This window comes from Burkholderia sp. BCC0322 (genome assembly GCF_902833045.1).
Taxonomy (GTDB): Bacteria; Pseudomonadota; Gammaproteobacteria; order Burkholderiales; family Burkholderiaceae; genus Burkholderia.
The window spans coordinates 36,181-56,626 of record NZ_CADFDU010000023.1 but is presented as its reverse complement, the minus strand read 5'-3'; the positions used below and the strand labels follow the sequence as shown (position 1 = coordinate 56,626).

The window sequence follows — 20,446 nt, the reverse complement described above, 5'->3', positions numbered from 1 at the left end:
TCAGGACGTCGCGCAGACGGTGCTGTTCCTGTCGGCCTTCCCGAGCGCCGCGCTCACGGGCCAGTCGTTCATCGTCAGCCACGGCTGGTTCATGCAGTGATGCGGGGGCGGGCGGGGTAGCTGCCCGCCGGCGAATGGCATAAAAAAACGCACTCCGTAGAGTGCGTTTTCATTTTGGCGGGGCGGGGCCGATGACGGCTGCCGCCTGCTCAAGCCGCGTTACTTCAGGACGGCCGCGATTGCATTGGCGACTGCGTCGAGGTTGCGCGTGTTCAGTGCTGCAACGCAGATCCGGCCCGTGCCGACCGCATAGATGCCGAACTCTTCGCGCAGGCGATCGACTTGCGCCGAGGTCAGGCCCGAATACGAGAACATCCCGCGCTGTGCGTTGATGAAGCTGAAGTCGCGATCGACGCCGCTAGCCTTCAGGCGCTCGACGAGACCGTTGCGCATCGCGCGGATGCGATCGCGCATTTCACCGAGTTCCTGCACCCACGAAGCGTGCAGTTCCGGCGATGCGAGCACCGCTGCGACCACGGCGCCGCCATGGGTCGGCGGGTTCGAGTAGTTCGTGCGGATCACGCGCTTCAGTTGCGACAGCACGCGCGTCGCTTCTTCCTTGCTCGACGTAATGATCGACAGTGCGCCGACGCGCTCGCCGTACAGCGAGAACGACTTCGAGAACGACGACGACACGAATGCGTTCAGGTCGGCCGCGGCGAACAGGCGCACGGCCGCAGCATCGGCCTCGATGTTCTCGCCGAAGCCCTGGTAGGCCATGTCGAGGAACGGCACGAGGTTGCGCGCCTTCACGACGTCGACGACCTGTTGCCATTGCGCTTCGGTCAGGTCCACGCCGGTCGGGTTGTGGCAGCACGCGTGCAGCACGACGACCGTACCTGCCGCATAGCCGTTCAATGCCGACAGCATGCCTTCGAAGTTCACGCCGTTGGTGGCAGCGTCGTAATACGGGTACGCAACGACTTCGAAGCCGGCTGCTTCGAACAGCGCGCGATGGTTTTCCCAGCTCGGATCGCTGATCGCGACCTTCACGTTCGGGTTCACGGTGCGCAGGAAATCGGCGCCGATCTTCAGCGCGCCCGTGCCGCCCAGTGCCTGGGCCGTGACCACGCGACCTGCCGCGATCAGCGGCGAGTCGTTGCCGAGCAGCAGTTTCTGCACGGCCGCATCGTAGGCAGCGATGCCGTCGATCGGCAGGTAGCCGCGGGGCAGGCCGGCCTCGACACGCACCTTCTCTGCTTCGCGAACCGCGCGCAGCAGCGGAATCTTGCCTTCTTCGTTCGTGTACACACCGACGCCGAGATTGACCTTGGTCGGACGCGTATCGGCGTTGAAGGCTTCGTTCAGGCCCAGGATCGGGTCGCGGGGAGCAAGCTGGACAGCGGAGAAGAGCGACATGATGATTCGGCAGTAGTGAAAAGAGGGTCAGGCTTTCAACGAGCGGGGCGGGCGCGGCGGACCGCGTGCGGGCAGGCACGACGCCGGAAAGCGCAGCAGCCTGACATTGTAGCGAATTCGTGCAGGCGGGGGCGACGAATCGGCGGCGAAATTCGGCGGCAAATCGAGATGCCGTGCGGCCACCGCTCGTCAGGAGCCGACAGCAGTTCGCGAGGCCGCGAAGCGCTAGAATGCTTTCTTTGCCCTCGCTCCGGCCGCATTCCATGTCCGAACATAAAGCCGAAACCGGCGACGCGCTCGACGAATCGAAATTCGTGACCTTCGAAGGGTCGCCGTTCCAGCTGTATCAACCGTATCCGCCCGCAGGCGATCAGCCGACCGCGATAGAGACGCTCGTCGAAGGGGTCGAGGATGGTCTCTCGTTCCAGACGCTCCTCGGTGTGACGGGCTCGGGCAAGACCTTCACGATGGCGAACACGATCGCGCGGCTCGGCCGCCCGGCGATCGTGTTCGCGCCGAACAAGACGCTTGCCGCGCAGCTCTATTCGGAATTTCGCGAGTTCTTCCCGCGCAATGCGGTCGAATATTTCGTGTCGTACTACGACTATTACCAGCCTGAAGCGTACGTGCCGCAGCGCGACCTGTTCATCGAAAAGGACTCGTCGATCAACGAGCACATCGAGCAGATGCGGCTGTCGGCGACGAAGAGCCTGATGGAGCGCCGCGACGTCGTGATCGTCGCGACGGTGTCGGCGATCTACGGTATCGGCAACCCGTCCGAATACCACCAGATGATCCTGACGCTGCGCGCCGGAGACAAGCTCGGCCAGCGTGACGTGATCGCGCGGCTGATCGCGATGCAGTACACGCGCAACGAGCAGGATTTCCAACGCGGCACGTTCCGCGTGCGCGGCGACACGATCGACATCTTCCCGGCCGAACACGCGGAGCTGGCCGTGCGCGTCGAACTGTTCGACGACGAGGTGGAGACGCTGCAGCTGTTCGACCCGCTGACGGGGCGCGTGCGGCAGAAGATCCCGCGCTTCACCGTGTATCCGTCGTCGCACTACGTGACGCCGCGTGACACCGTGATGCGCGCGGTCGAGACGATCAAGGACGAATTGCGCGAACGCCTCGAGTTCTTCCACCGCGACGGCAAGCTCGTCGAGGCGCAGCGCCTCGAGCAGCGTACGCGCTTCGACCTCGAGATGCTGCAGGAGCTCGGCTTCTGCAAGGGCATCGAGAACTACTCGCGGCATTTCTCGGGCGCGGCGCCTGGCGATCCGCCGCCGACCCTCGTCGACTACCTGCCGCCCGATGCGCTGATGCTGCTCGACGAATCGCACGTACTGATCGGCCAGTTGAACGGCATGTACAACGGCGATCGCGCGCGCAAGGAAAACCTCGTCAACTACGGGTTCCGGTTGCCGTCGGCGCTGGACAACCGGCCGCTCAAGTTTCCGGAGTTCGAACGCAAGATGCGCCAGGTCGTGTTCGTGTCGGCCACGCCGGCAGACTACGAGAAGCGCGTGACCGGGCAGATCGCCGAACAGGTCGTGCGGCCGACGGGCCTCGTCGATCCGGAAATCGAAGTGCGGCCGGCGAGCTCGCAGGTCGACGACGTGCTGGCCGAGATCAACGCGCGCGTGAAGGCCGAGGAGCGCGTGCTGATCACCGTGCTGACGAAGCGCATGGCCGAGCAGCTCACCGAGTTTCTCGCCGATCACGGGGTCAAGGTGCGTTACCTGCACAGCGACATCGACACGGTCGAGCGCGTCGAGATCATCCGCGACCTGCGGCTCGGCACGTTCGACGTGCTGGTCGGGATCAACCTGCTGCGGGAAGGGCTCGACATTCCCGAGGTGTCGCTCGTCGCGATCCTCGACGCGGACAAGGAAGGCTTCCTGCGCGCGGAGCGCTCGCTGATCCAGACGATCGGCCGCGCGGCGCGGAACGTGAACGGCAAGGCGATCCTCTACGCGGACAACATGACCGAGTCGATGAAGCGTGCGATCGGCGAGACCGAGCGGCGCCGTGCGAAGCAGATCGCGCACAACGAGAAGATGGGCATCACGCCGCGCGGTGTCGTGAAGCGCATCAAGGACATCATCGACGGCGTCTACAACGCGGACGAGGCACGCGCCGAGCTGAAAGAAGCGCAGCAGCGCGCGAAATTCGAGGACATGTCGGAAAAGCAGCTCGCCAAGGAAATCAAGCGCCTCGAGAAGCAGATGGCCGACTACGCGAAGAACCTCGAGTTCGAGAAGGCCGCCGCGACCCGCGACCAACTTGCGCTGCTGCGTGAGCGCGTGTTCGGTGCGAACGTCGGCGATCACGTCAACGGCGGCCGGTAAATCTTTCCAAGCGTCACCTAGCCCCTGCGGTAGGGAGCCTGTAAGCCTTGTCGGATCAGGGGTTTACACGGCTCGCCGTTTGTTCCGAAACAGGTTCGGTGCTAAACTTCGCAATTATTGAGAATTGTTCGCATTAACGTTCTTCGTCGCGTTAGTGTTTCAGTGGGCCGGCCTGGCGGTCGGTTCACATGGTTCCAGATCAAATAACAAGGAGTGTCCATGTTGGGTTCTTCGTTCATCCGCACGACGGTTGCGGTAGCGGCGGCGCTTGCCGCGATGTCGGCCTCGGCTGCCGAATATCCGATCGGCAAGCAGCAGATCCAGGGCGGCATGGAAATCGGCGCGGTGTACCTGCAGCCGATCACGATGGATCCGGAAGGGATGATGCGCAAGGCGTCGGATTCCGACATCCACCTCGAGGCCGACATCCATGCGGTCAAGAACAACCCGACGGGTTTCGCGGAAGGCGACTGGATGCCGTACCTGCAGGTCACGTACAAGCTGACGAAGCAGGGCGACACGAAGTGGAAGGCGGAAGGCGACCTGATGGGCATGGTCGCGAGCGACGGCCCGCACTACGGCGACAACGTGAAGCTGAACGGCCCGGGCAAGTACCACCTGACGATGGTCGTCAAGCCGCCGATGCAGACGGGCCATATGGCGTTCGGCCGTCACATCGACAAGGAAACGGGCGTGGGCGCATGGTTCAAGCCCATTACCCTCGAGTACGACTTCCCGTTCGCCGGTATCGGCAAGAAGGGCGGTTACTGATCGGTGGCATCACGGACGGCGTGCCGTCGGCGTAGAGAACCCAGAATGAAAATTCCCCAGAAAATCGTTGCCGCAGCTGCTGCGTTGTGGCTTGCCGGCGCAGCGTACGCTGCCGATCTGCCGACGTTCAAGCTCGAGATGGCGGACGGCAAGCTGAATCCCGCCCGCATCGAAGTGCCGGCCGGCCAGCGTTTCAAGATCGAGATCAAGAACACCGGCAAGGGCGCCGCCGAATTCGAGAGCGTGCAACTGCGCAAGGAGAAGGTGCTCGCGCCGGGCGCCGATTCGTTCGTGGTCGTCGCACCGTTGTCGCCGGGCGAATACAAGTTTTTCGACGATTTCCACCAGCAGGCGCAGGGCGTAATCGTCGCGAAGTAACGCGTTTTATCTGCGCGCGGGCACACCTGCCCGGTGTACCGCGCGTCAGGAGATATCGATGGGTCAGATCTTGTTCATCGTCTGGCGGGAGAGCGTCGAAGCGCTGCTCGTCGTCGGCATTCTCTATGCATGGCTGAAAAACGGTGACGACGATGCGCGCCGCGGCCTGCCTTTCCTCTGGACCGGCGTCGGTGTCGGCCTGTTGATGGCCGTCGGCCTCGGTGCCGCACTGGTCGGTTTCACCGAAGTGCTGTCCGGCGACGCGCAGGACTACTTCCAGACCGCCATGGTGCTGATCGCATGCGTGCTGATCGTGCAGATGGTGCTTTGGATGCGCCGGCACGGCCGCACGCTGAAGCGCGACATGGAGCAATCGCTGCAGCAGAGCACGCGCGATTCGAACTGGTGGGGCGTCGCGGTGCTGGTCGCGCTCGCGATCGCGCGCGAAGGCAGCGAGACGGTGATCTTCCTGTACGGTCTCGGTTTTGGCCAATCGGGCCACGTCGACGGCAGCCAGATGCTCGCGGTCGTGATCGGCCTCGGTCTTGCATTCTTCACGTTCTATCTGCTGCAGCTCGGCGGCAAGTACTTCTCGTGGCGGCATTTTTTCCGCGTCACCGAAGTGATGCTGCTGTTCCTCGGCGCGGGCCTGTTCCAGACCGGCGTCGACAAGTTGATCGACAAGGAAATCCTGCCGCTCGGCATTTCGCAGGTGTGGGACACGTCCGCGATCCTCGATGATTCGGGCACGTTCGGCTCGCTCGTCGCGACGCTGACCGGCTATCGTGCGCACCCGGCACTGACCAACCTGGTTGCCTATGCCGTGTACTGGGCGGTGGTCTGGCTGCTGATGAAGCGCGCGAGCCGTCGTCCGGCCGTCGCGGCAGGTCACGCGGCATGAGTGTTGTCGCCGCAGGCAAGCAGGGCTGGCTCGCGCAGGCCGGCCAGTGGATGCAGCGGCACGGCACGCTGATCCGCGGCATCCAGTGGGCCGTCGTCGCCGTCTATGCGTTCCTGATCATCGTGCCGGCGGTGTTGCCGCTGCCGGATGATTCCGCACACCTGTGGAGCAACCTCACGCTGATCGCGCAGTTCACGTTCTGGGGCATCTGGTGGCCGTTCGTGCTGCTGTCGATGGTGATGCTCGGCCGCGTCTGGTGCGGCGTGCTGTGCCCGGAAGGGGCGCTCACCGAATTCGCGAGCAAGTTCGGCCGCGGCGGCCCGATTCCGCGCTGGATACGGTGGGGCGGCTGGCCGTTTGTCGCGTTCGGGCTCACGACGATCTACGGGCAGATGGTGAGCGTGTACCAGTACCCGCTCGCGGTGCTGTTCGTGCTCGGCGGCTCGACTGTCGGCGCGATCGTGATCGGCGTGCTGTACGGCCGCGAGAAGCGCGTGTGGTGCAAGTACCTGTGCCCGGTCAACGGCGTGTTCGGGCTGCTCGCGCGGCTGGCGCCGATGCGCTACAAGGTCGACGAGGATGCATGGCGCCGTTCGTACAAGAACGGCGAGCATGGCCATCGCGTGATTCCAATCAACTGCGCGCCGCTCGTGCCGTTGCGTAACATGAAGGGCGCGGCGGACTGCCACATGTGCGGCCGCTGCAGCGGGCATCGCGATGCGATCTCGCTGTCGTTGCGCTCGCCGTCCGACGAAGTCGTGAACCTCGGCGCGCAGCAGGCGAACCCGTGGGACACCGCGCTGATCCTGTACGGCCTGCTCGGCGTCGCGATCGGTGCGTTCCACTGGACCGTCAGCCCGTGGTTCGTGCAGATCAAGCAATGGCTCGCGGGCTGGCTGATCGACCATGACATCACGTGGCCGCTCGAGACCAATGCGCCGTGGTTCCTGCTCACGCACTACCCGGATCGCAACGACGTGTTCTCCTGGCTCGACGGGGGGCTGGTCGTCAGCTACATCGTCGGCACGGGGCTCGTGTACGGCACGGCGCTGCTGATGCTGCTGGCTGGCGCCACGCTGATGCTCGGTCGCTTCGATCGCGTGCGGCTGCATCATCTTGCGCAGGCGTTGATCCCGATCGCGGGGGCGGGCGTATTTCTTGGCCTGTCGGCCACGACACTGTCGCTGCTGCGTGCCGAGCATGTGCCGCTCGGCTGGGCGACCGATGTGCGCATCGCGATCCTGGTCGGCGCCAACGCATGGAGTGCGTGGCTCGCGTGGAACGTGACAGGGCGCTATGCGGCCTGGCCGCGCCGGCTTGCGGCGTTCGCATGGTTCGCCGTCGGGCTTGCCGTCATCGACAGCGCATGGTGGTTGATGTTCTGGGGTTTCTAAGCGGATCGCGTGCCGCTGCGGCGGTCAGGCATCGTGCGGTAACGAAGCTGGGCGGCGTGCTTCACGCATTGGCTGCCCAAACAAAAAAGCGACACGTCGAAGGACGTGTCGCTTTTTTTCTTCCTTGTGCGAGAACCAAAAAAGTGGCTTGGCTTGCTGCAACGGCTGCTTGAGTGTGTTTGCACGAAGGGGTCTAGATCTCGCGTGCAAGCCGTTACGCTGGCTACTGCCCAACACCTCTCAGGGAGGTGGTCCCCACAATACTCTGTCGTTACTTCGTCAGGATCAGTTTGCCCAGCCGAGTGGCGCGCAACTGATAGGTCTCTCCGTTGTGCGCGATGCTGACGTGGCTTTGGCCTTGCAGCAGCGTATCGCTGCTGACGACCCGCGTGCCTGCATCGCGGTGGCCGGCGGGCTTCGCCGGCGTGGTGACCGCTGCCGTCTTCTGACGGCTGCTGCCTGCGTTGCCGGTCGTGCGGCGCAAAGTCAGCGTGGTCGGGCGCATGGTGTCGGTCATTCGGTTGATCGGTGACTGTCGATACGATGGAATGAATTCTAAATGATAACTATTCCCATTTACAAAAACTCTTTATCGATCGAGAGGGCGAATCTGATAGCTTGAATCAAAGAGGCGGCCTGCGGGCCGCCATCGGGTTCAGTGCAGCGGATCGGGGTCCTTGCGGCCCTGCGCGTATTCGCGGATCAGGCGGACCGTGTCGATATCCGACGTACGGTATGCCTCCTTGACGATCCCGTGTGTCTGACGAGCGTCTTCGCTGTCGTCCGTGACGACCAGCGTCGTGCGGTATTCGAAACGCAGGAACAGCTCGTGGTCGTCACGTTCCTCGATCGTCATCGTCAGCGAGCCGCCGATCTCGCCGTCGGCGGCGCGGATGTCGTAGCGGACCTGCTGGTTCGGTGTGAACGTGACGTGGTCGCGCACGGTCGCGTGACCGTAGTGCAGTTCACGTTCGAGCGTCGTGTCCGTCCGTTCGTGGACGACGCAGCTGTCGAGGCCGAGCACGAACAGTTGCGGCTGTTCTGCGCGCAGCACGAGACCTTCCCAGAGCTGTTCGCGGGTGAGGGGCGGCACGGCCGGATCGTCGGAATTGATCTGGATCAGATGTTCGAAGTTCAAGGGGACGGGTTCCTTCTGGTGGCAGGCGGCCACGTGGTTCGAGAAGTCAATTGTGACGCAAAACGGGCGGTTTCGCGGCACCTGCGCGCCCGTCCATGCGTCAGGCTTCGATGCGGCCCATGCGACCGGTCTGGTAGTCGACGACCGCTTGCCGAATCTCTTCCTCGGTATTCATCACGAAAGGGCCGTAGCGGACGATCGGCTCGTTGAGCGGGACGCCGCCGATCAGCAGCAGGTCGAGCGGCATGTCGCCGGCGGCGAACGTGACCGTGTCGCCGTCGTCGCGGTACACGACCATGTGTCGTGCGTCGACAGCCTGTCTGGCGGGCCCGTAGAGGCCCGTTCCGTCGATCGGATAGGCAAACACGCGATAGCCTGCGGGGACGGTCTGCGTGACCGTTGCACCGGGCTGCAGCGTGAAATGCTGGTAGAGGATCGGCGTGCGCGTTTCGATCGTGGCGCGTACGCCGAACGCTTCGCCGGCGATCACGCGTACGCGTGCACGGCCGTCCGGCGACGTCGCGCTCGGGATACGGTCGGCAGGGATCTCCTGGTAGCGCGGCGCGATCAGCTTGTCACGGCGCGGCAGGTTGACCCACAGCTGGAAGCCGTGGGAGCGGCCGCCCGCCTTCGCGAATTCAGGATCCGGCATCTCGCTGTGCACGACGCCGGCGCCCGCCGTCATCCATTGCACGTCGCCCGGGCCGAGCGCGCCGGCATGGCCGGACGAGTCGCGATGACGGAAGCGCCCGTCGAGTACGTAGGTCACGGTCTCGAAGCCGCGATGCGGATGGTCGGGGGCGCCCTTGGCTTCGCCGGGTGCGTAGTCGACGGGGCCCATTTCGTCGAGCAGCAGGAACGGGTCGAAATCCATCAGCAGCCGGGTCGGGAACGGGCGATGAACCACGAAGCCGCCGCCTTCGGTCGTGCGAAGCGCGGGGTAAGTGCGGTCAAGCGAGCGAGCGGTTGTCATGCGGATACCCTCGAAATGATCGGAATAGCGTTATTTTTGAAACACAGCGCTATTATATTGGGCGTTTTACCGGTCGATTCGCGACGGTTCGCAATAGATTGTTCTGAAAATGGAACGATGAGATGACTATCGATGCACATAACCTGAACGACCTCATGTACTTTTCGCAGGTCGTCGAACATGGTGGGTTCTCGGCTGCGGAGCGCGTGCTGGGCATCTCGAAATCGCGCCTGTCGCGGCGCCTGACCGAACTCGAGGCGGCGCTCGGCGTGCGCCTGCTGCAGCGCTCCACACGCAAGCTCGCGCTGACCGAGGCGGGGGAGCTGTTCTACCAGCATTGCCAGGCGATGCTGGCCGAAGCACAGGCGGCAATGAACGCTGTCCAGCAGTTGCGCTCGTCGCCGCGCGGTTCGGTGCGCGTCAGCGTGCCCGTGACGCTGTCGCAGACGATGCTGTCGCGCATCCTGCCCGAATTCCTGCGTCGCTATCCCGAGGTGAAGGTGCACGTCCGCGTGACGAATCGCGTGATCGACCTGTTCGAGGATTCGATCGACGTCGCGCTGCGCGTGCGCTCGGAGCCGCCGCAGAACGCGAATATCGTCGTGCGGCCGCTGTGGCGTACCGAGCAGATGCTGGTTGGCGCGCCGAGCCTGCTGAGCCAGAATGCGCCGCCGCTGGTACCGGACGACCTGAGCGGATTCGAGACACTCGATACGCCGAGCGTCGACGGGCGGCACGTGTTCAACCTGATCGCGCCGGACGGTACGCGCCACGTGCACGAGCACGACCCGCGGCTCGTGACGGCCGACCTGATGACGATCCGTGAAGCCGTGCTCGATGGCCTCGGCATCGCGGCGCTGCCGGAGATGATGTACGGCAACGCGCTGCGTGCGGGGCAGCTGTCGCCGGTGATGCCGGGCTGGACGCTGCCGGTGCCGCAACTGTATGCGGTGTTCGTGTCGCGGCAGGGGATGCCGCCCGCGGTGCGTGCGTTCGTCGACTATCTGGTCGAGAAGCTCGATCACGGCGCCTACAAGGAACCGGGGTGCCCGGAACGAGCGAAGAAGGAAGCGGCGGCCGATGTTTCGGCGACCTGAACACGACGCGCACGGCGAGGCAAATTTGTTTTGTCATTGAAGCGTCGCCTGCAATCGCAAGTTTCAATCGCCGGAACCTTGAATGCGCGTGCACACGGGCCTATATTGAAATCCCATTTCGTGAAGGAAGTTCTGAGCGAAATCAGGTGGCCGCATATATTGTGAGCCAGATAGGGCAGAACGCGCAGTCCGTGCAGACCACGGCAGAGTCGCATTTGCGTTGCTCGAGGCGCAACCGATACCGCCAAAGAGCCCGCCGCCCGAAGGCGCCCGCGTGCGCATGAAAAAAGGCCTTCATCTGGCGATGAAGGCCTTTTACTTTGTGTGCGGCCGGCGAGGTGCGGCCGGCGAGGTGCGGCCGGCGTGTCGGATAGCGCGTGCGTTACTTCGCTTTCGCGGTCGGCTCCGTCACGAAGCCGAGCTTCGTCAGGCCGCCTGCCTGTGCATCCGACATCACTTCCGCGACGTGTTCGTACGCGACCTTGCGGTCCGCGCGCAGGTGCAACTCCGGTTGCGGCGTGCGTTTTGCCGCTTCCGCGATGCGTTCCTGCAATTGTTCGCGCGTGACCGTGTGGTCGTCCCACAGGATCGTGCCGTCACCCTGGATCGCGACGTCGACCGTCTGCGGCTTTTCGTCGACGGGCTGGCTGCTGGCGTGCGGCAGGTTGATCTTCACCGCATGCTGCATCGCCGGGATCGTCACGAGGAAAATGATCAGGAGTACGAGCATGACGTCGACGAGCGGCGTCATGTTGATCTCGCTCATCACTGCATCGTCGTCATCGTCGCTGAAACCGGTGTTCATTGCCATGGTTCACCCCGCCTCAGCTGGCGCGCGTCGCGAGACGCAGGCCGTCGCGCGTCGACGACGAGGCAAGGCTCGCGCCCGTCACAAAATACGCGTGCAGGCCGTGCGCGAAGCGACGCAGCTTGCTGACGACACCCTTGTTCGCACGGGTGAGTGCGTTGTAGCCGAGCACGGCAGGGATCGCGACGAACAGGCCGAAGGCGGTCATGATCAGCGATTCGCCGACCGGGCCCGCGACCTGGTCGATCGACGTCTGGCCGGACGCGCCGATCGCGAGCAGTGCGTGGTAGATCCCCCAGACCGTACCGAACAGGCCGACGAACGGCGCCGTGCTACCGATCGACGCGAGGATCGCGAGACCACTCTGCATGCGCGAGATGCCTTCGTCCATCGTGTCCTTGAGGCAGCGCGTGACCCAGTCCGACACGTCCATGCGGTCGTGCAGGTGCGGTTGCGTCTGATGGTGGTGATCGGCGGCTTCCTTGCCCGACAGCGCGAGTGCGAGGAACGGGTTGTCGTTCGGCGTCGATGCGGCGAGCCCGAGCTTCCGGATCCCGTCGTCGAAGTCGTCCGAATGCCAGAATGCCTGTTCGGCATTCTTCGTCAGGCGGTTCAGGCGGATCACGTTCCAGCCCTTGATGACGATCACGATCCACGACAGGATCGACATCACGAGCAGCGTGATCGCGATGGCGCGCGTGACGAAATCACCTTGCGCCCAGACGTGCGCGATACCGTAGCTTTGCATTTTCTTGTTTCCTTTGAATCTACCGAATATGACGGGTTAGTCGTCAAGCGTGAAGTTGAAGGGCAGCGTATGGGCGGCGCGGATCGCCTGGCCGTTCTCGATATACGGCGGACAGGTACTGGCGCGCGTCGCATCGAGCGCGGCTTCGTCGAGACGCGGGTAGCCGCTGCTCTTCTGCAACTGGACGCTTTCGATCTTGCCCGTCACGCCGATGATGAAGTGAACATAGGCCGTGCCCGTTTCGCCGCGACGGCGCGACATCGACGGATAGGTCGGCTTCACGAAATTGCAGGTGAGCGCCGACACGTTCTTCGGCGCGCTGACCTGCATCGTCTCGCGTGCCGGGCCGGGTGCTGCAGCCGGTGCAGCAGGCGCAGGCGCCGCGGGAGCCGGTGTCGGATCGGCCACTGCCGGCGCGGGTGTCGGCGACGGAGCCTGCGAGACCGGCTGAGGCGTCGGGACCGCTTTCTGCACTGGCTTCGGCTCGACCTTCGGCTTCACGCGCGGCGTGGGCTTGGGCGGCGTAGGCTGTTGCGCGGCCGACTGGACCGCGACCGGCTGGGCAGGGGGCGCGGGCGGAATGAGCTGCGCGGTGATCGACTGAACCTCGATCTCCTTCGGCGGCGGCGGCGCGTTGCGATGGAGCCAGGCGGCCGTCAGCATGATCGCGTGTGCGGCAAGCACACCGACCGCGACGACGATCACTCGGGGGTTCATACGTGGTGCAGCCGGCACGGCGCCGGCAGGAGCGAGATGCGAAGCCTGCATGTTAGCTTGAAAGAACGATGTCGCACCCGGGGCGCGGCGGGTGAATCGGCATCACTTGCGGAAGATCAGCAGCGAGATGCAAACGGTGGTCACAAATCCGATCAGCAATTCCATGACAGGCTCCTTGGCAGGTAAGCCGCTGGCTCGCGCAGGCGGTGGCTTGCTGACGGTCAAAACAAAAAATGCGGCCTGGGCCGCATGCGCACACTCGGCGCCGGTCAGGCGGCCTTGCGTTCGTAGAACGTGACCGGGATCGGGTGAGCATGATGCTCGACACCGCACTGGCTCGCGCAGACGCCTTGTTCGGCCATGAGGTCGCGTACGGACTCCTCGCACTTGCCGCAGCACGTGGCCACGCCAAGCTCGAACTGGAGTTCATCGAAAGAGTTCACGCCCTCTGCGAGGGACGCGCGAATCTTGCGATCGGAAACAGACTTGCACACGCAGACGATCATGATGAGTTGCGATAGCTAACGGTAATGCGAATTATTATCATTAAATTTGCGGACGTTGACAAGCCTGGGGTGCGCTTTTTTTAAGGTCATCGGACCCTTGAAACGTCGGGGCGGTGGAACGGCACGCGAAAGAGGGCGTGCCGGCCCGTGTCAGGCAGTCGCGCAGGCGCGCGCGTTGGGCGAGGAAATGGTGACGGATTCGACCGGCGCAGCGAGGCCGAGCAGCGTCGATGCGAGGAGCTGCAGTTGGCGGCCGTCGCCGGTCGAGCAGAAGCGGGGTGGGGCCGCGCGTGTGCCGGCCGGTGCGCGCAGGTTGCGTTCGTCGAGCACCCGCATGAGCTGGCGCGCGATCGCGTCGCTGGTGTCGACGAGCGTCAGGCGGTCGCCCACAAGGTCACGAATCGTTTCCGTGAAGAACGGGTAGTGCGTGCAGCCGAGGACCAGCGTATCGGCGCCGTCGTCGAGCATCGGTTGCAGGTAGCTGTCGAGCAACGCGCGCAAGGCTGGCGAATTCGTGTCACCGCGCTCGATGGCTTCGACGAGCCCGTGGCCGGGCTGGCAAATGAATCGGCGACCGGCGCCATAGCGGTCGAGCAGCGCCTGGAAGCGCGGGCTGTTCAGCGTCGACTGCGTGGCGAGGACGCCCGCGACGCCGCTCGCGGACACGGCGGCGGCCGGCTTGATGCCCGGTTCGACGCCGACGAGTGGCATCGACAGGTGTTCGCGGGTCGCGGCGATCGCGCGAGCAGTCGCCGTGTTGCAGGCGATGACGAGTGCTTTCGCCCCTTCGCGGGCCAGCCACTCGCCGATTGCCAGCGTGCGCTCGGTAATGAACGCCTCATCGCGTGGACCATACGGCGCATGGTGCGAATCGGCGACGTAGATGAACGATTCGTCGGGCAACTGCGCGCGTACGGCGCGCAGCACCGACAGGCCACCCAGCCCGGAATCGAAGATGCCGATGGGGGCGACGGTCGTGGCCGTCGCAGGAGTAGCGGAAGGTGTCGACATGAACGGGCCGGGGGCGCTAACGGGAAGCGTGAAGCGAGCTTACTCCGGTGAACCCATCATCGTTTGCTGGTAGTTCTGCAGGCCGACCTTGCCGATCAGGTCGATCTGCGTTTCCAGCCAGTCGATGTGCTCTTCGGTGTCGTCGAGGATCTTTTCGAAGATCTCGCGCGACACGTAGTCACGAACCGATTCGCAGTAGGCGATCGCTTCCTTGCAGGTGGACTGCGAGATCTGCTCGAGCTTCAGGTCGCACTTCAGGATCTCTTCGGTTTCCTCGCCGACGAGCAGCTTGTGCAGGTCCTGCAGGTTCGGCAGGCCGTCGAGCATGAAGACGCGCTCGATCAGCCAGTCGGCGTGCTTCATTTCGCCGATCGACTCGTCGTACTCGTGCTTGCCGAGCTTCTCGAGGCCCCAGTGCTTGTACATGCGCGCATGCAGGAAGTACTGGTTGATCGCCGTGAGTTCATTCTTCAACTGGGCGTTCAGATATTCGATGACTTTCTTGTCGCCTTGCATGGCTTGTTCCTTGTTCAGTGGGGCTTCAGAACCCGAAAGATAATCGCTCGAACGAGAAAAGCCAAGCCTCGAAGCCTTGCCGGGCCTGCCTTTTGCGTGTAATGAGAATCAGCCTCGAATAACCGGCCACACACAATAATGAGAATGAGAAGTAAAAAGGCCGGACTTCCGTCCGGCCTCTCGTTCGATCGCGCTTATGCGGTTGCGACCGGGATCTTGCCGATCTTCGCCTGCCACTCCTTCGGACCGGTCTGGTGCACCGACGTGCCCGACGAATCGACGGCCACCGTCACCGGCATGTCCTGCACGTCGAACTCGTAGATCGCTTCCATGCCGAGGTCTTCGAATGCGAGCACCTTCGCGCCGCGGATCGCCTTCGACACGAGGTAAGCCGCACCGCCGACGGCCATCAGGTAGGCCGCCTTGTGCTTCTTGATCGCGTCGATCGCGACCGGGCCGCGCTCGGCCTTGCCGACCATCGAGATCAGGCCCGTTTGCGCGAGCATCGTCTCGGTGAACTTGTCCATGCGCGTGGCCGTCGTCGGGCCTGCCGGGCCGACCACTTCGTCGCGGACCGGATCGACCGGGCCGACGTAGTAGATCACGCGGTTGGTGAAGTCGACCGGCAGCTTCTCGCCCTTCGCGAGCATGTCGGCGATGCGCTTGTGCGCGGCGTCGCGGCCGGTGAGCATCTTGCCCGACAGCAGCAGCGTCTGGCCCGGCGTCCAGCTCGCGACTTCTTCCGGCGTCAGCGTGTTCAGGTCGACACGCTTGCTGGTTTCGGTATTCGGTTCCCAGTTGACCTTCGGCCATGCGTCGAGCGACGGCGCTTCAAGCTTGGCCGGGCCCGAGCCGTCGAGCACGAAGTGCGCATGGCGCGTAGCCGCGCAGTTCGGGATCAGCGCGACCGGCTTCGATGCCGCGTGCGTCGGTGCGGCCATGATCTTCACGTCGAGCACGGTCGCCAGGCCGCCGAGGCCCTGTGCGCCGATGCCGAGCGCGTTGACCTTTTCGTGCAGTTCGACGCGCAGTTCCTCGACCCAGTCCTTCGGGCCGCGCGCGATGATTTCCTGGATGTCGATCGGCTCCATCAGCGATTCCTTCGCCATCAGCATCGCCTTTTCAGCCGTGCCGCCGATGCCGATCCCGAGCATGCCGGGCGGGCACCAGCCCGCGCCCATCGTCGGGACCGTCTTCAGCACCCAGTCGACGATCGAGTCGGACGGGTTCAGCATCACGAACTTCGACTTGTTCTCCGAGCCGCCGCCCTTTGCCGCGACCTGCACGTCGACCTTGTCGCCCGGCACGATCTCGTAGTGGATCACGGCCGGCGTGTTGTCCTTCGTGTTCTTGCGGGCGCCTTCCGGCGGATTGACGATCGACGCGCGCAGCACGTTGTCGGGGTGCGTGTAACCGCGGCGCACGCCTTCGTTGATCATGTCGGTGAGGCCCATCGTCGCGCCGTCCCAGCGCACGTCCATGCCGACCTTCACGAAGATCGTGACGATGCCGGTGTCCTGGCAGATCGGGCGACGGCCTTCCGCGCACATGCGGCTGTTCGTGAGGATCTGCGCGATCGCATCCTTCGCGGCCGGGCTTTCTTCCAGCTCGTACGCGCGGCCGAGAGCCTGGATGTAGTCGAGCGGATGGTAGTAGCTGATGTACTGCAGCGAATCCGCGATGCTCTGGATCAGGTCTTCCTGTTTGATGACGGTCATGGCTGAGACTCTGTGAGGACTGTGGGGAATGCGTTTATGCGTTGACGGCTGCGTCGGCCGGCTTGCGGGGCTCGTTCGCTGCAGGCGCGTGCGCGTCGCGGGCGTGCGGCTCGTGGAAATGGGCCGGGTGCGTGTGCGTCGTCAGGCGGTCGACCCACGCCATCACGAGCGCCGACACCAGGAACGACACGTGGATGATCACCTGCCACATGATCGCGTGCATCGTGTGCTGGTCGGGGTTGATGAACGTCTTCAGCAGGTGGATCGACGAAATGCTGATCAGCGCCATCGACAGCTTGACCTTCAGCACGCCTGCATTCACGTGGTCGAGCCATTCGGGCTCGTCGGGGTGGCCCTCGATGCCGAGGCGCGACACGAACGTTTCGTAACCGCCGACGATCACCATGATCAGCAGGTTCGAGATCATCACCACGTCGATCAGGCCGAGCACCGCGAGCATCACGCTGATTTCGTCGAGGCTGGTCGCATGCGACAGCAGGTGCCAGACTTCCTTCAGGAACAGGAACACGTAGACGGCCTGCGCAACGATCAGGCCGAGGTAGAGCGGGACCTGGAGCCAGCGGCTCATGAAAATCAGCGCGGGAAGCGGGCGAAGCGGGCGACGCGCGGGGCGGCCGGGCGAATGCGGGGCAGACATGATGGAAAGTCGGGCGCGGTGCGCAGGTATCGGGGGTAATCTTGAAAAGGCGCGCTATTGTAACGCGTCGGCCAGCGCGCCTGCAGCGACGCGCCGGCTCTTCCAGGGACGGATCAGGAGGCGGCAGCCGGCACGCGTTTCACGCGCAGGCTCGCAAGCACGATGCCGGTGACGACACACGCGAGCGCGATGCCGTGGGCGAGCGTCGGGCGCTCGCCGAGGAACGCGATGCCATATGCGGCGGCCGCGACCGGCAGCACCGCGCTGAACACGCCGGCAAGGCTGCCCGGCACGTGCCGGATGCCTTTCATCCACAGCCAGAACGAGAAGATGCTGGCCGACAGGCCGTACCAGACGACGAGCGCCCAGGTGCCGGCCGGCACGCTCGCGTAATCGAAATGCCACATCGCCGTCGCGCCGAGCGGCAGCATCAGGCACAGGCCGAACAGGTGCGTGTACGCGCAGATGTCGATCGGCGCGAGCGTCTGCGTGAGGCGGCGCGACAGGATCACGTAGATCGATTCGCAGCACACCGCGCCGAGGATCAGCAGGTTGCCGGTCAGCGACGACGACGCGCCGTGCCCGGCCGTGCTGCCGTTCGCGAGGTTGATCGTCACGACGCCGGCGATCGCGAGTGCAATCGACACGAGTGCACGGCCGTTCGGTTTTTCACGCAGGATCAGCCACGCGAACAGTGCGACGATCGCGGGGATCGTGCTGGTGATCACGCCGGCGGCGACTGCGCTCGTGCGCTGCACGCCGTTCAGCATCAGCAGCGTGAACATGAAGGTGCCGAAGAACGCCTGCAGGAACAGGTTCAGCCATTCTCCGCGCTTGACCGTGCGCATCTTCACCGGGCTGAACAGCGGCCACAGCACGGCGATCGCGATCACGAAGCGCAGCGTGGCGAGGATGGCGACGGGGACGAAGACGACGATCGATTTGCCGATACCGACATTGCTGCCGACGAACAGCATCGACAGCACGAGAAAGAAAGCGTAGCGATTCAAGCTGGAATCCGGAAGGCGAGTTCAGTTAGGATTGTAGGGTCGCGCTCGTTACAGCGTAAAGCTACATGCGGCGCCGCCCGGCGGGCGAAACGGCCGTGCCGCGTAAGTGACGGGTAAGTTCGAACGCTTATCGTGGACACTGTCGGGTCGCCCGGTCGCCATCGCGCGACGTGGTGCGGCGCAGCATCGCGCAGCAGCCCTCGGGCCGTGCGCGGGTGGTGGGTAGGAGACAGCGGCGCGCTTGCGCCGGCCAAGACGCGCGGCGCGCACGATCGCGCCGCCATGCAGAGGATTCATGTTCACCAAGGGGTAGTCGATGTCTGCGATTGAATCGGTTCTTCACGAAACCCGTCAGTTTGCGCCGCCCGCGGCGCTCGAACAGGCGGCGACCATTTCCGGCATGCCGGCCTATCGTGCGCTCGTCGCCGAGGCCGAGAACGATTACGAAGGCTTCTGGGCGCGTCTCGCGCGCGAGGGTCTTGCGTGGCACAAGCCGTTCACGAAAGTGCTCGACGAGTCCAACGCGCCGTTCTACAAGTGGTTCGACGACGGCGAGCTGAACGCGTCGTACAACTGCCTCGACCGCCACGTCGAAGCCGGCAACGGCGAGCGCGTCGCGGTGATCTTCGAAGCCGACGACGGCACCGTCACGCGCGTCACGTATGCGGATCTCCTCGCGCGCGTATCGCGTTTCGCGAACGCCCTGAAGAAGCGCGGGATCGGCAAGGGCGACCGCGTCGTCATCTATATCCCGATGTCGATCGAAGGCATCGTCGCGATGCAGGCCTGCGCACGCATCGGCGCGACGCACTCGGTCGTGTTCGGCGGCTTCTCCGCGAAGTCGCTGAACGAGCGGCTCGTCGACGTCGGCGCGACGGCGCTCGTCACGGCCGACGAGCAGGCGCGCGGCGGCAAGACGCTGCCGCTGAAGAGCATCGCGGATGAAGCGATCGCGCTGGGCGGCTGCGAGGCCGTGAAGAGCGTGATCGTCTATCGCCGCACCGGCGGCAAGATCGACTGGCACGCCGAGCGCGATCTGTGGATGCACGAACTGACGGCCGGCGAATCCGACCAGTGCGAGCCGGAATGGGTCGGCGCCGAGCATCCGCTGTTCATCCTGTATACGTCGGGCTCGACCGGCAAGCCGAAGGGCGTGCAGCACAGCACGGGCGGCTACCTGCTGTGGGCCGCGCAGACGATGAAGTGGACCTTCGACTGGAAGCCCAGCGACGTGTTCTGGTGTACGGCCGACATCGGCTGGGTCACGGGCCACACGTACATCACGTACGGCCCGCTCGCCTGCGGCGGCACGCAGGTCGTGTTCGAAGGCGTGCCGACCTACCCGGACGCCGGCCGCTTCTGGAAGATGATCGGCGACCACAAGGTCACCGTGTTCTACACCGCGCCGACCGCGATCCGCTCGCTGATCAAGGCGGCCGAGGCCGATGACAAGGTGCATCCGAAAAGCTACGACCTGTCGAGCCTGCGCATCATCGGCACCGTCGGCGAGCCGATCAATCCGGAAGCGTGGATGTGGTATCACAAGCACGTCGGCCAGGAGCGCTGCCCGATCGTCGACACGTGGTGGCAGACCGAGACGGGCGGCCACATGATCACGCCGTTGCCGGGCGCGACGCCGACCGTGCCCGGTTCGTGCACGCTGCCGCTGCCGGGCATCATGGCCGCGGTGGTCGATGAAACCGGCCAGGACGTGCCGAACGGGCAAGGTGGCATCCTCGTCGTCAAGCGCCCGTGGCCCGCGATGATCCGCACGATCTGGGGCGACCCGGAGCGCTTCAAGAAGAGCTACTACCCCGAGGAACTCGGCGGGCGCCTGTATCTGGCCGGCGACGGCACCGTGCGTGACAAGGACACCGGCTACTTCACGATCATGGGCCGGATCGACGACGTGCTGAACGTGTCGGGCCACCGGCTCGGCACGATGGAAATCGAATCGGCGCTGGTGTCGCACGAACTCGTGGCCGAGGCGGCCGTGGTCGGCCGTCCGGACGATACGACGGGCGAGGCGGTGGTTGCGTTCGTCGTGCTGAAGCGTTCGCGTCCGGAAGGCGAGGAAGCCGCGGCGCTGGCGAAGACGCTGCGCGACTGGGTCGGCAAGCAGATCGGGCCGATCGCGAAGCCGAAGGACATCCGCTTCGGCGACAACCTGCCGAAGACGCGCTCGGGCAAGATCATGCGGCGCCTGCTGCGTTCGCTCGCGAAGGGCGAGGCGATCACGCAGGATACGTCCACGCTCGAGAATCCGGCCATCCTCGAGCAGCTCGCCGAAGTGCGCTGAGCGTACCGGTTGCGCATCACGCGCACGAGC

The 20,446-nt window shown here is 64.5% G+C and carries 20 protein-coding genes and 1 pseudogene; 8 read left to right on the top strand and 13 right to left on the bottom strand.

Translation table 11 applies throughout. The features are described 5' to 3' along the window. A pseudogene (locus tag HWX39_RS34920) lies at window positions 1-100 on the top strand (3-hydroxybutyrate dehydrogenase); the annotation flags it as partial. 119 nt (window positions 101-219) lie between these two features. On the opposite strand, the gene HWX39_RS34915 reads toward HWX39_RS34920, so the two are convergent. Next, on the bottom strand, window positions 220-1,419 hold the full coding sequence (locus tag HWX39_RS34915; RefSeq protein WP_175972048.1) for an amino acid aminotransferase: 1,200 nt from the start codon (window positions 1,417-1,419) through the stop codon (window positions 220-222). 263 nt (window positions 1,420-1,682) lie between these two features. Here HWX39_RS34915 and uvrB point away from each other — a divergent pair, with 263 nt between their 5' ends. From uvrB to HWX39_RS34890, 5 genes are all read left to right on the top strand, one after another. Then, window positions 1,683-3,773 (top strand): excinuclease ABC subunit UvrB, encoded by a 2,091-nt coding sequence (gene uvrB / locus HWX39_RS34910; RefSeq protein WP_089495226.1) that lies wholly within the window; start codon window positions 1,683-1,685, stop codon window positions 3,771-3,773. A gap of 219 nt (window positions 3,774-3,992) precedes the next feature. After that, window positions 3,993-4,544: an iron transporter gene (locus HWX39_RS34905; RefSeq protein WP_021163417.1), complete on the top strand. Its 552-nt coding sequence runs from the start codon at window positions 3,993-3,995 to the stop codon at window positions 4,542-4,544. 45 nt (window positions 4,545-4,589) lie between these two features. Then, complete coding sequence (locus HWX39_RS34900; protein ID WP_047898577.1) at window positions 4,590-4,922, top strand: cupredoxin domain-containing protein; 333 nt, start codon at window positions 4,590-4,592, stop codon at window positions 4,920-4,922. A gap of 58 nt (window positions 4,923-4,980) precedes the next feature. After that, window positions 4,981-5,823, top strand: coding sequence for an FTR1 family protein (locus HWX39_RS34895; protein ID WP_175972047.1), 843 nt, complete (start codon window positions 4,981-4,983; stop codon window positions 5,821-5,823). Next, window positions 5,820-7,217, top strand: coding sequence for a 4Fe-4S binding protein (locus HWX39_RS34890; RefSeq protein WP_175972046.1), 1,398 nt, complete (start codon window positions 5,820-5,822; stop codon window positions 7,215-7,217). The genes HWX39_RS34895 and HWX39_RS34890 overlap by 4 nt, the downstream gene beginning before the upstream one ends. 271 nt (window positions 7,218-7,488) lie before the next feature. On the opposite strand, the gene HWX39_RS34885 is transcribed toward HWX39_RS34890, so the two are convergent. The 3 genes from HWX39_RS34885 to HWX39_RS34875 all read right to left on the bottom strand — a co-directional run bounded on the left by HWX39_RS34885 (window position 7,489) and on the right by HWX39_RS34875 (window position 9,328). Next, window positions 7,489-7,734 (bottom strand): hemin uptake protein HemP, encoded by a 246-nt coding sequence (locus HWX39_RS34885; protein WP_175972045.1) that lies wholly within the window; start codon window positions 7,732-7,734, stop codon window positions 7,489-7,491. Window positions 7,735-7,872: 138 nt separating this feature from the next. Next, a complete protein-coding gene (locus HWX39_RS34880) occupies window positions 7,873-8,355 on the bottom strand; it encodes an SRPBCC family protein (protein ID WP_175953675.1) in 483 nt (160 codons plus the stop codon). A gap of 100 nt (window positions 8,356-8,455) precedes the next feature. After that, window positions 8,456-9,328 carry a pirin family protein gene (locus HWX39_RS34875; RefSeq protein WP_175972044.1) on the bottom strand — a complete coding sequence of 291 codons (873 nt, stop codon included), beginning with the start codon at window positions 9,326-9,328 and terminating at the stop codon, window positions 8,456-8,458. 122 nt (window positions 9,329-9,450) lie between these two features. On the opposite strand from HWX39_RS34875, the gene HWX39_RS34870 reads away from it, so the two are divergent. Beyond that, window positions 9,451-10,425, top strand: a complete 975-nt coding sequence (locus HWX39_RS34870) for a LysR family transcriptional regulator (protein WP_175972043.1) — start codon at window positions 9,451-9,453, stop codon at window positions 10,423-10,425. A 382-nt stretch (window positions 10,426-10,807) separates the two neighbouring features. Here the strand turns inward: HWX39_RS34870 and HWX39_RS34865 are convergent, their stop codons facing one another. From HWX39_RS34865 to HWX39_RS34825, 9 genes are all read right to left on the bottom strand, one after another. Next, on the bottom strand, window positions 10,808-11,236 hold the full coding sequence (locus tag HWX39_RS34865) for a biopolymer transporter ExbD (protein WP_175972042.1): 429 nt from the start codon (window positions 11,234-11,236) through the stop codon (window positions 10,808-10,810). A gap of 13 nt (window positions 11,237-11,249) precedes the next feature. Continuing rightward, entirely contained in the window at window positions 11,250-11,981 is a 732-nt protein-coding gene (locus HWX39_RS34860) for a MotA/TolQ/ExbB proton channel family protein (RefSeq protein ID WP_175972041.1), read from the bottom strand. Between the two features lie 36 nt (window positions 11,982-12,017). Continuing rightward, the gene (locus tag HWX39_RS34855; RefSeq protein WP_089473199.1) at window positions 12,018-12,749 is read right to left on the bottom strand and encodes an energy transducer TonB; all 732 of its coding nucleotides are present in this window, start codon (window positions 12,747-12,749) and stop codon (window positions 12,018-12,020) included. A 218-nt stretch (window positions 12,750-12,967) separates the two neighbouring features. Next, window positions 12,968-13,204, bottom strand: coding sequence for a (2Fe-2S)-binding protein (locus HWX39_RS34850; RefSeq protein WP_011352654.1), 237 nt, complete (start codon window positions 13,202-13,204; stop codon window positions 12,968-12,970). Between the two features lie 150 nt (window positions 13,205-13,354). Then, window positions 13,355-14,215 carry a glutamate racemase gene (gene murI, locus HWX39_RS34845; RefSeq protein WP_175972040.1) on the bottom strand — a complete coding sequence of 287 codons (861 nt, stop codon included), beginning with the start codon at window positions 14,213-14,215 and terminating at the stop codon, window positions 13,355-13,357. Window positions 14,216-14,254: 39 nt separating this feature from the next. Next, window positions 14,255-14,731, bottom strand: coding sequence for a bacterioferritin (bfr, locus tag HWX39_RS34840; protein ID WP_011352652.1), 477 nt, complete (start codon window positions 14,729-14,731; stop codon window positions 14,255-14,257). 194 nt (window positions 14,732-14,925) lie between these two features. After that, window positions 14,926-16,449 carry a fumarate hydratase gene (locus tag HWX39_RS34835; RefSeq protein ID WP_089440623.1) on the bottom strand — a complete coding sequence of 508 codons (1,524 nt, stop codon included), beginning with the start codon at window positions 16,447-16,449 and terminating at the stop codon, window positions 14,926-14,928. Window positions 16,450-16,483: 34 nt separating this feature from the next. Further along, window positions 16,484-17,107 (bottom strand): TIGR00645 family protein, encoded by a 624-nt coding sequence (locus tag HWX39_RS34830; RefSeq protein WP_175953659.1) that lies wholly within the window; start codon window positions 17,105-17,107, stop codon window positions 16,484-16,486. Between the two features lie 113 nt (window positions 17,108-17,220). Beyond that, window positions 17,221-18,117: a DMT family transporter gene (locus HWX39_RS34825; RefSeq protein ID WP_175972039.1), complete on the bottom strand. Its 897-nt coding sequence runs from the start codon at window positions 18,115-18,117 to the stop codon at window positions 17,221-17,223. A gap of 316 nt (window positions 18,118-18,433) precedes the next feature. Here HWX39_RS34825 and acs point away from each other — a divergent pair, with 316 nt between their 5' ends. Then, entirely contained in the window at window positions 18,434-20,416 is a 1,983-nt protein-coding gene (gene acs / locus HWX39_RS34820; protein WP_175972038.1) for an acetate--CoA ligase, read from the top strand. The last annotated feature ends 30 nt before the right edge of the window (window positions 20,417-20,446 follow it).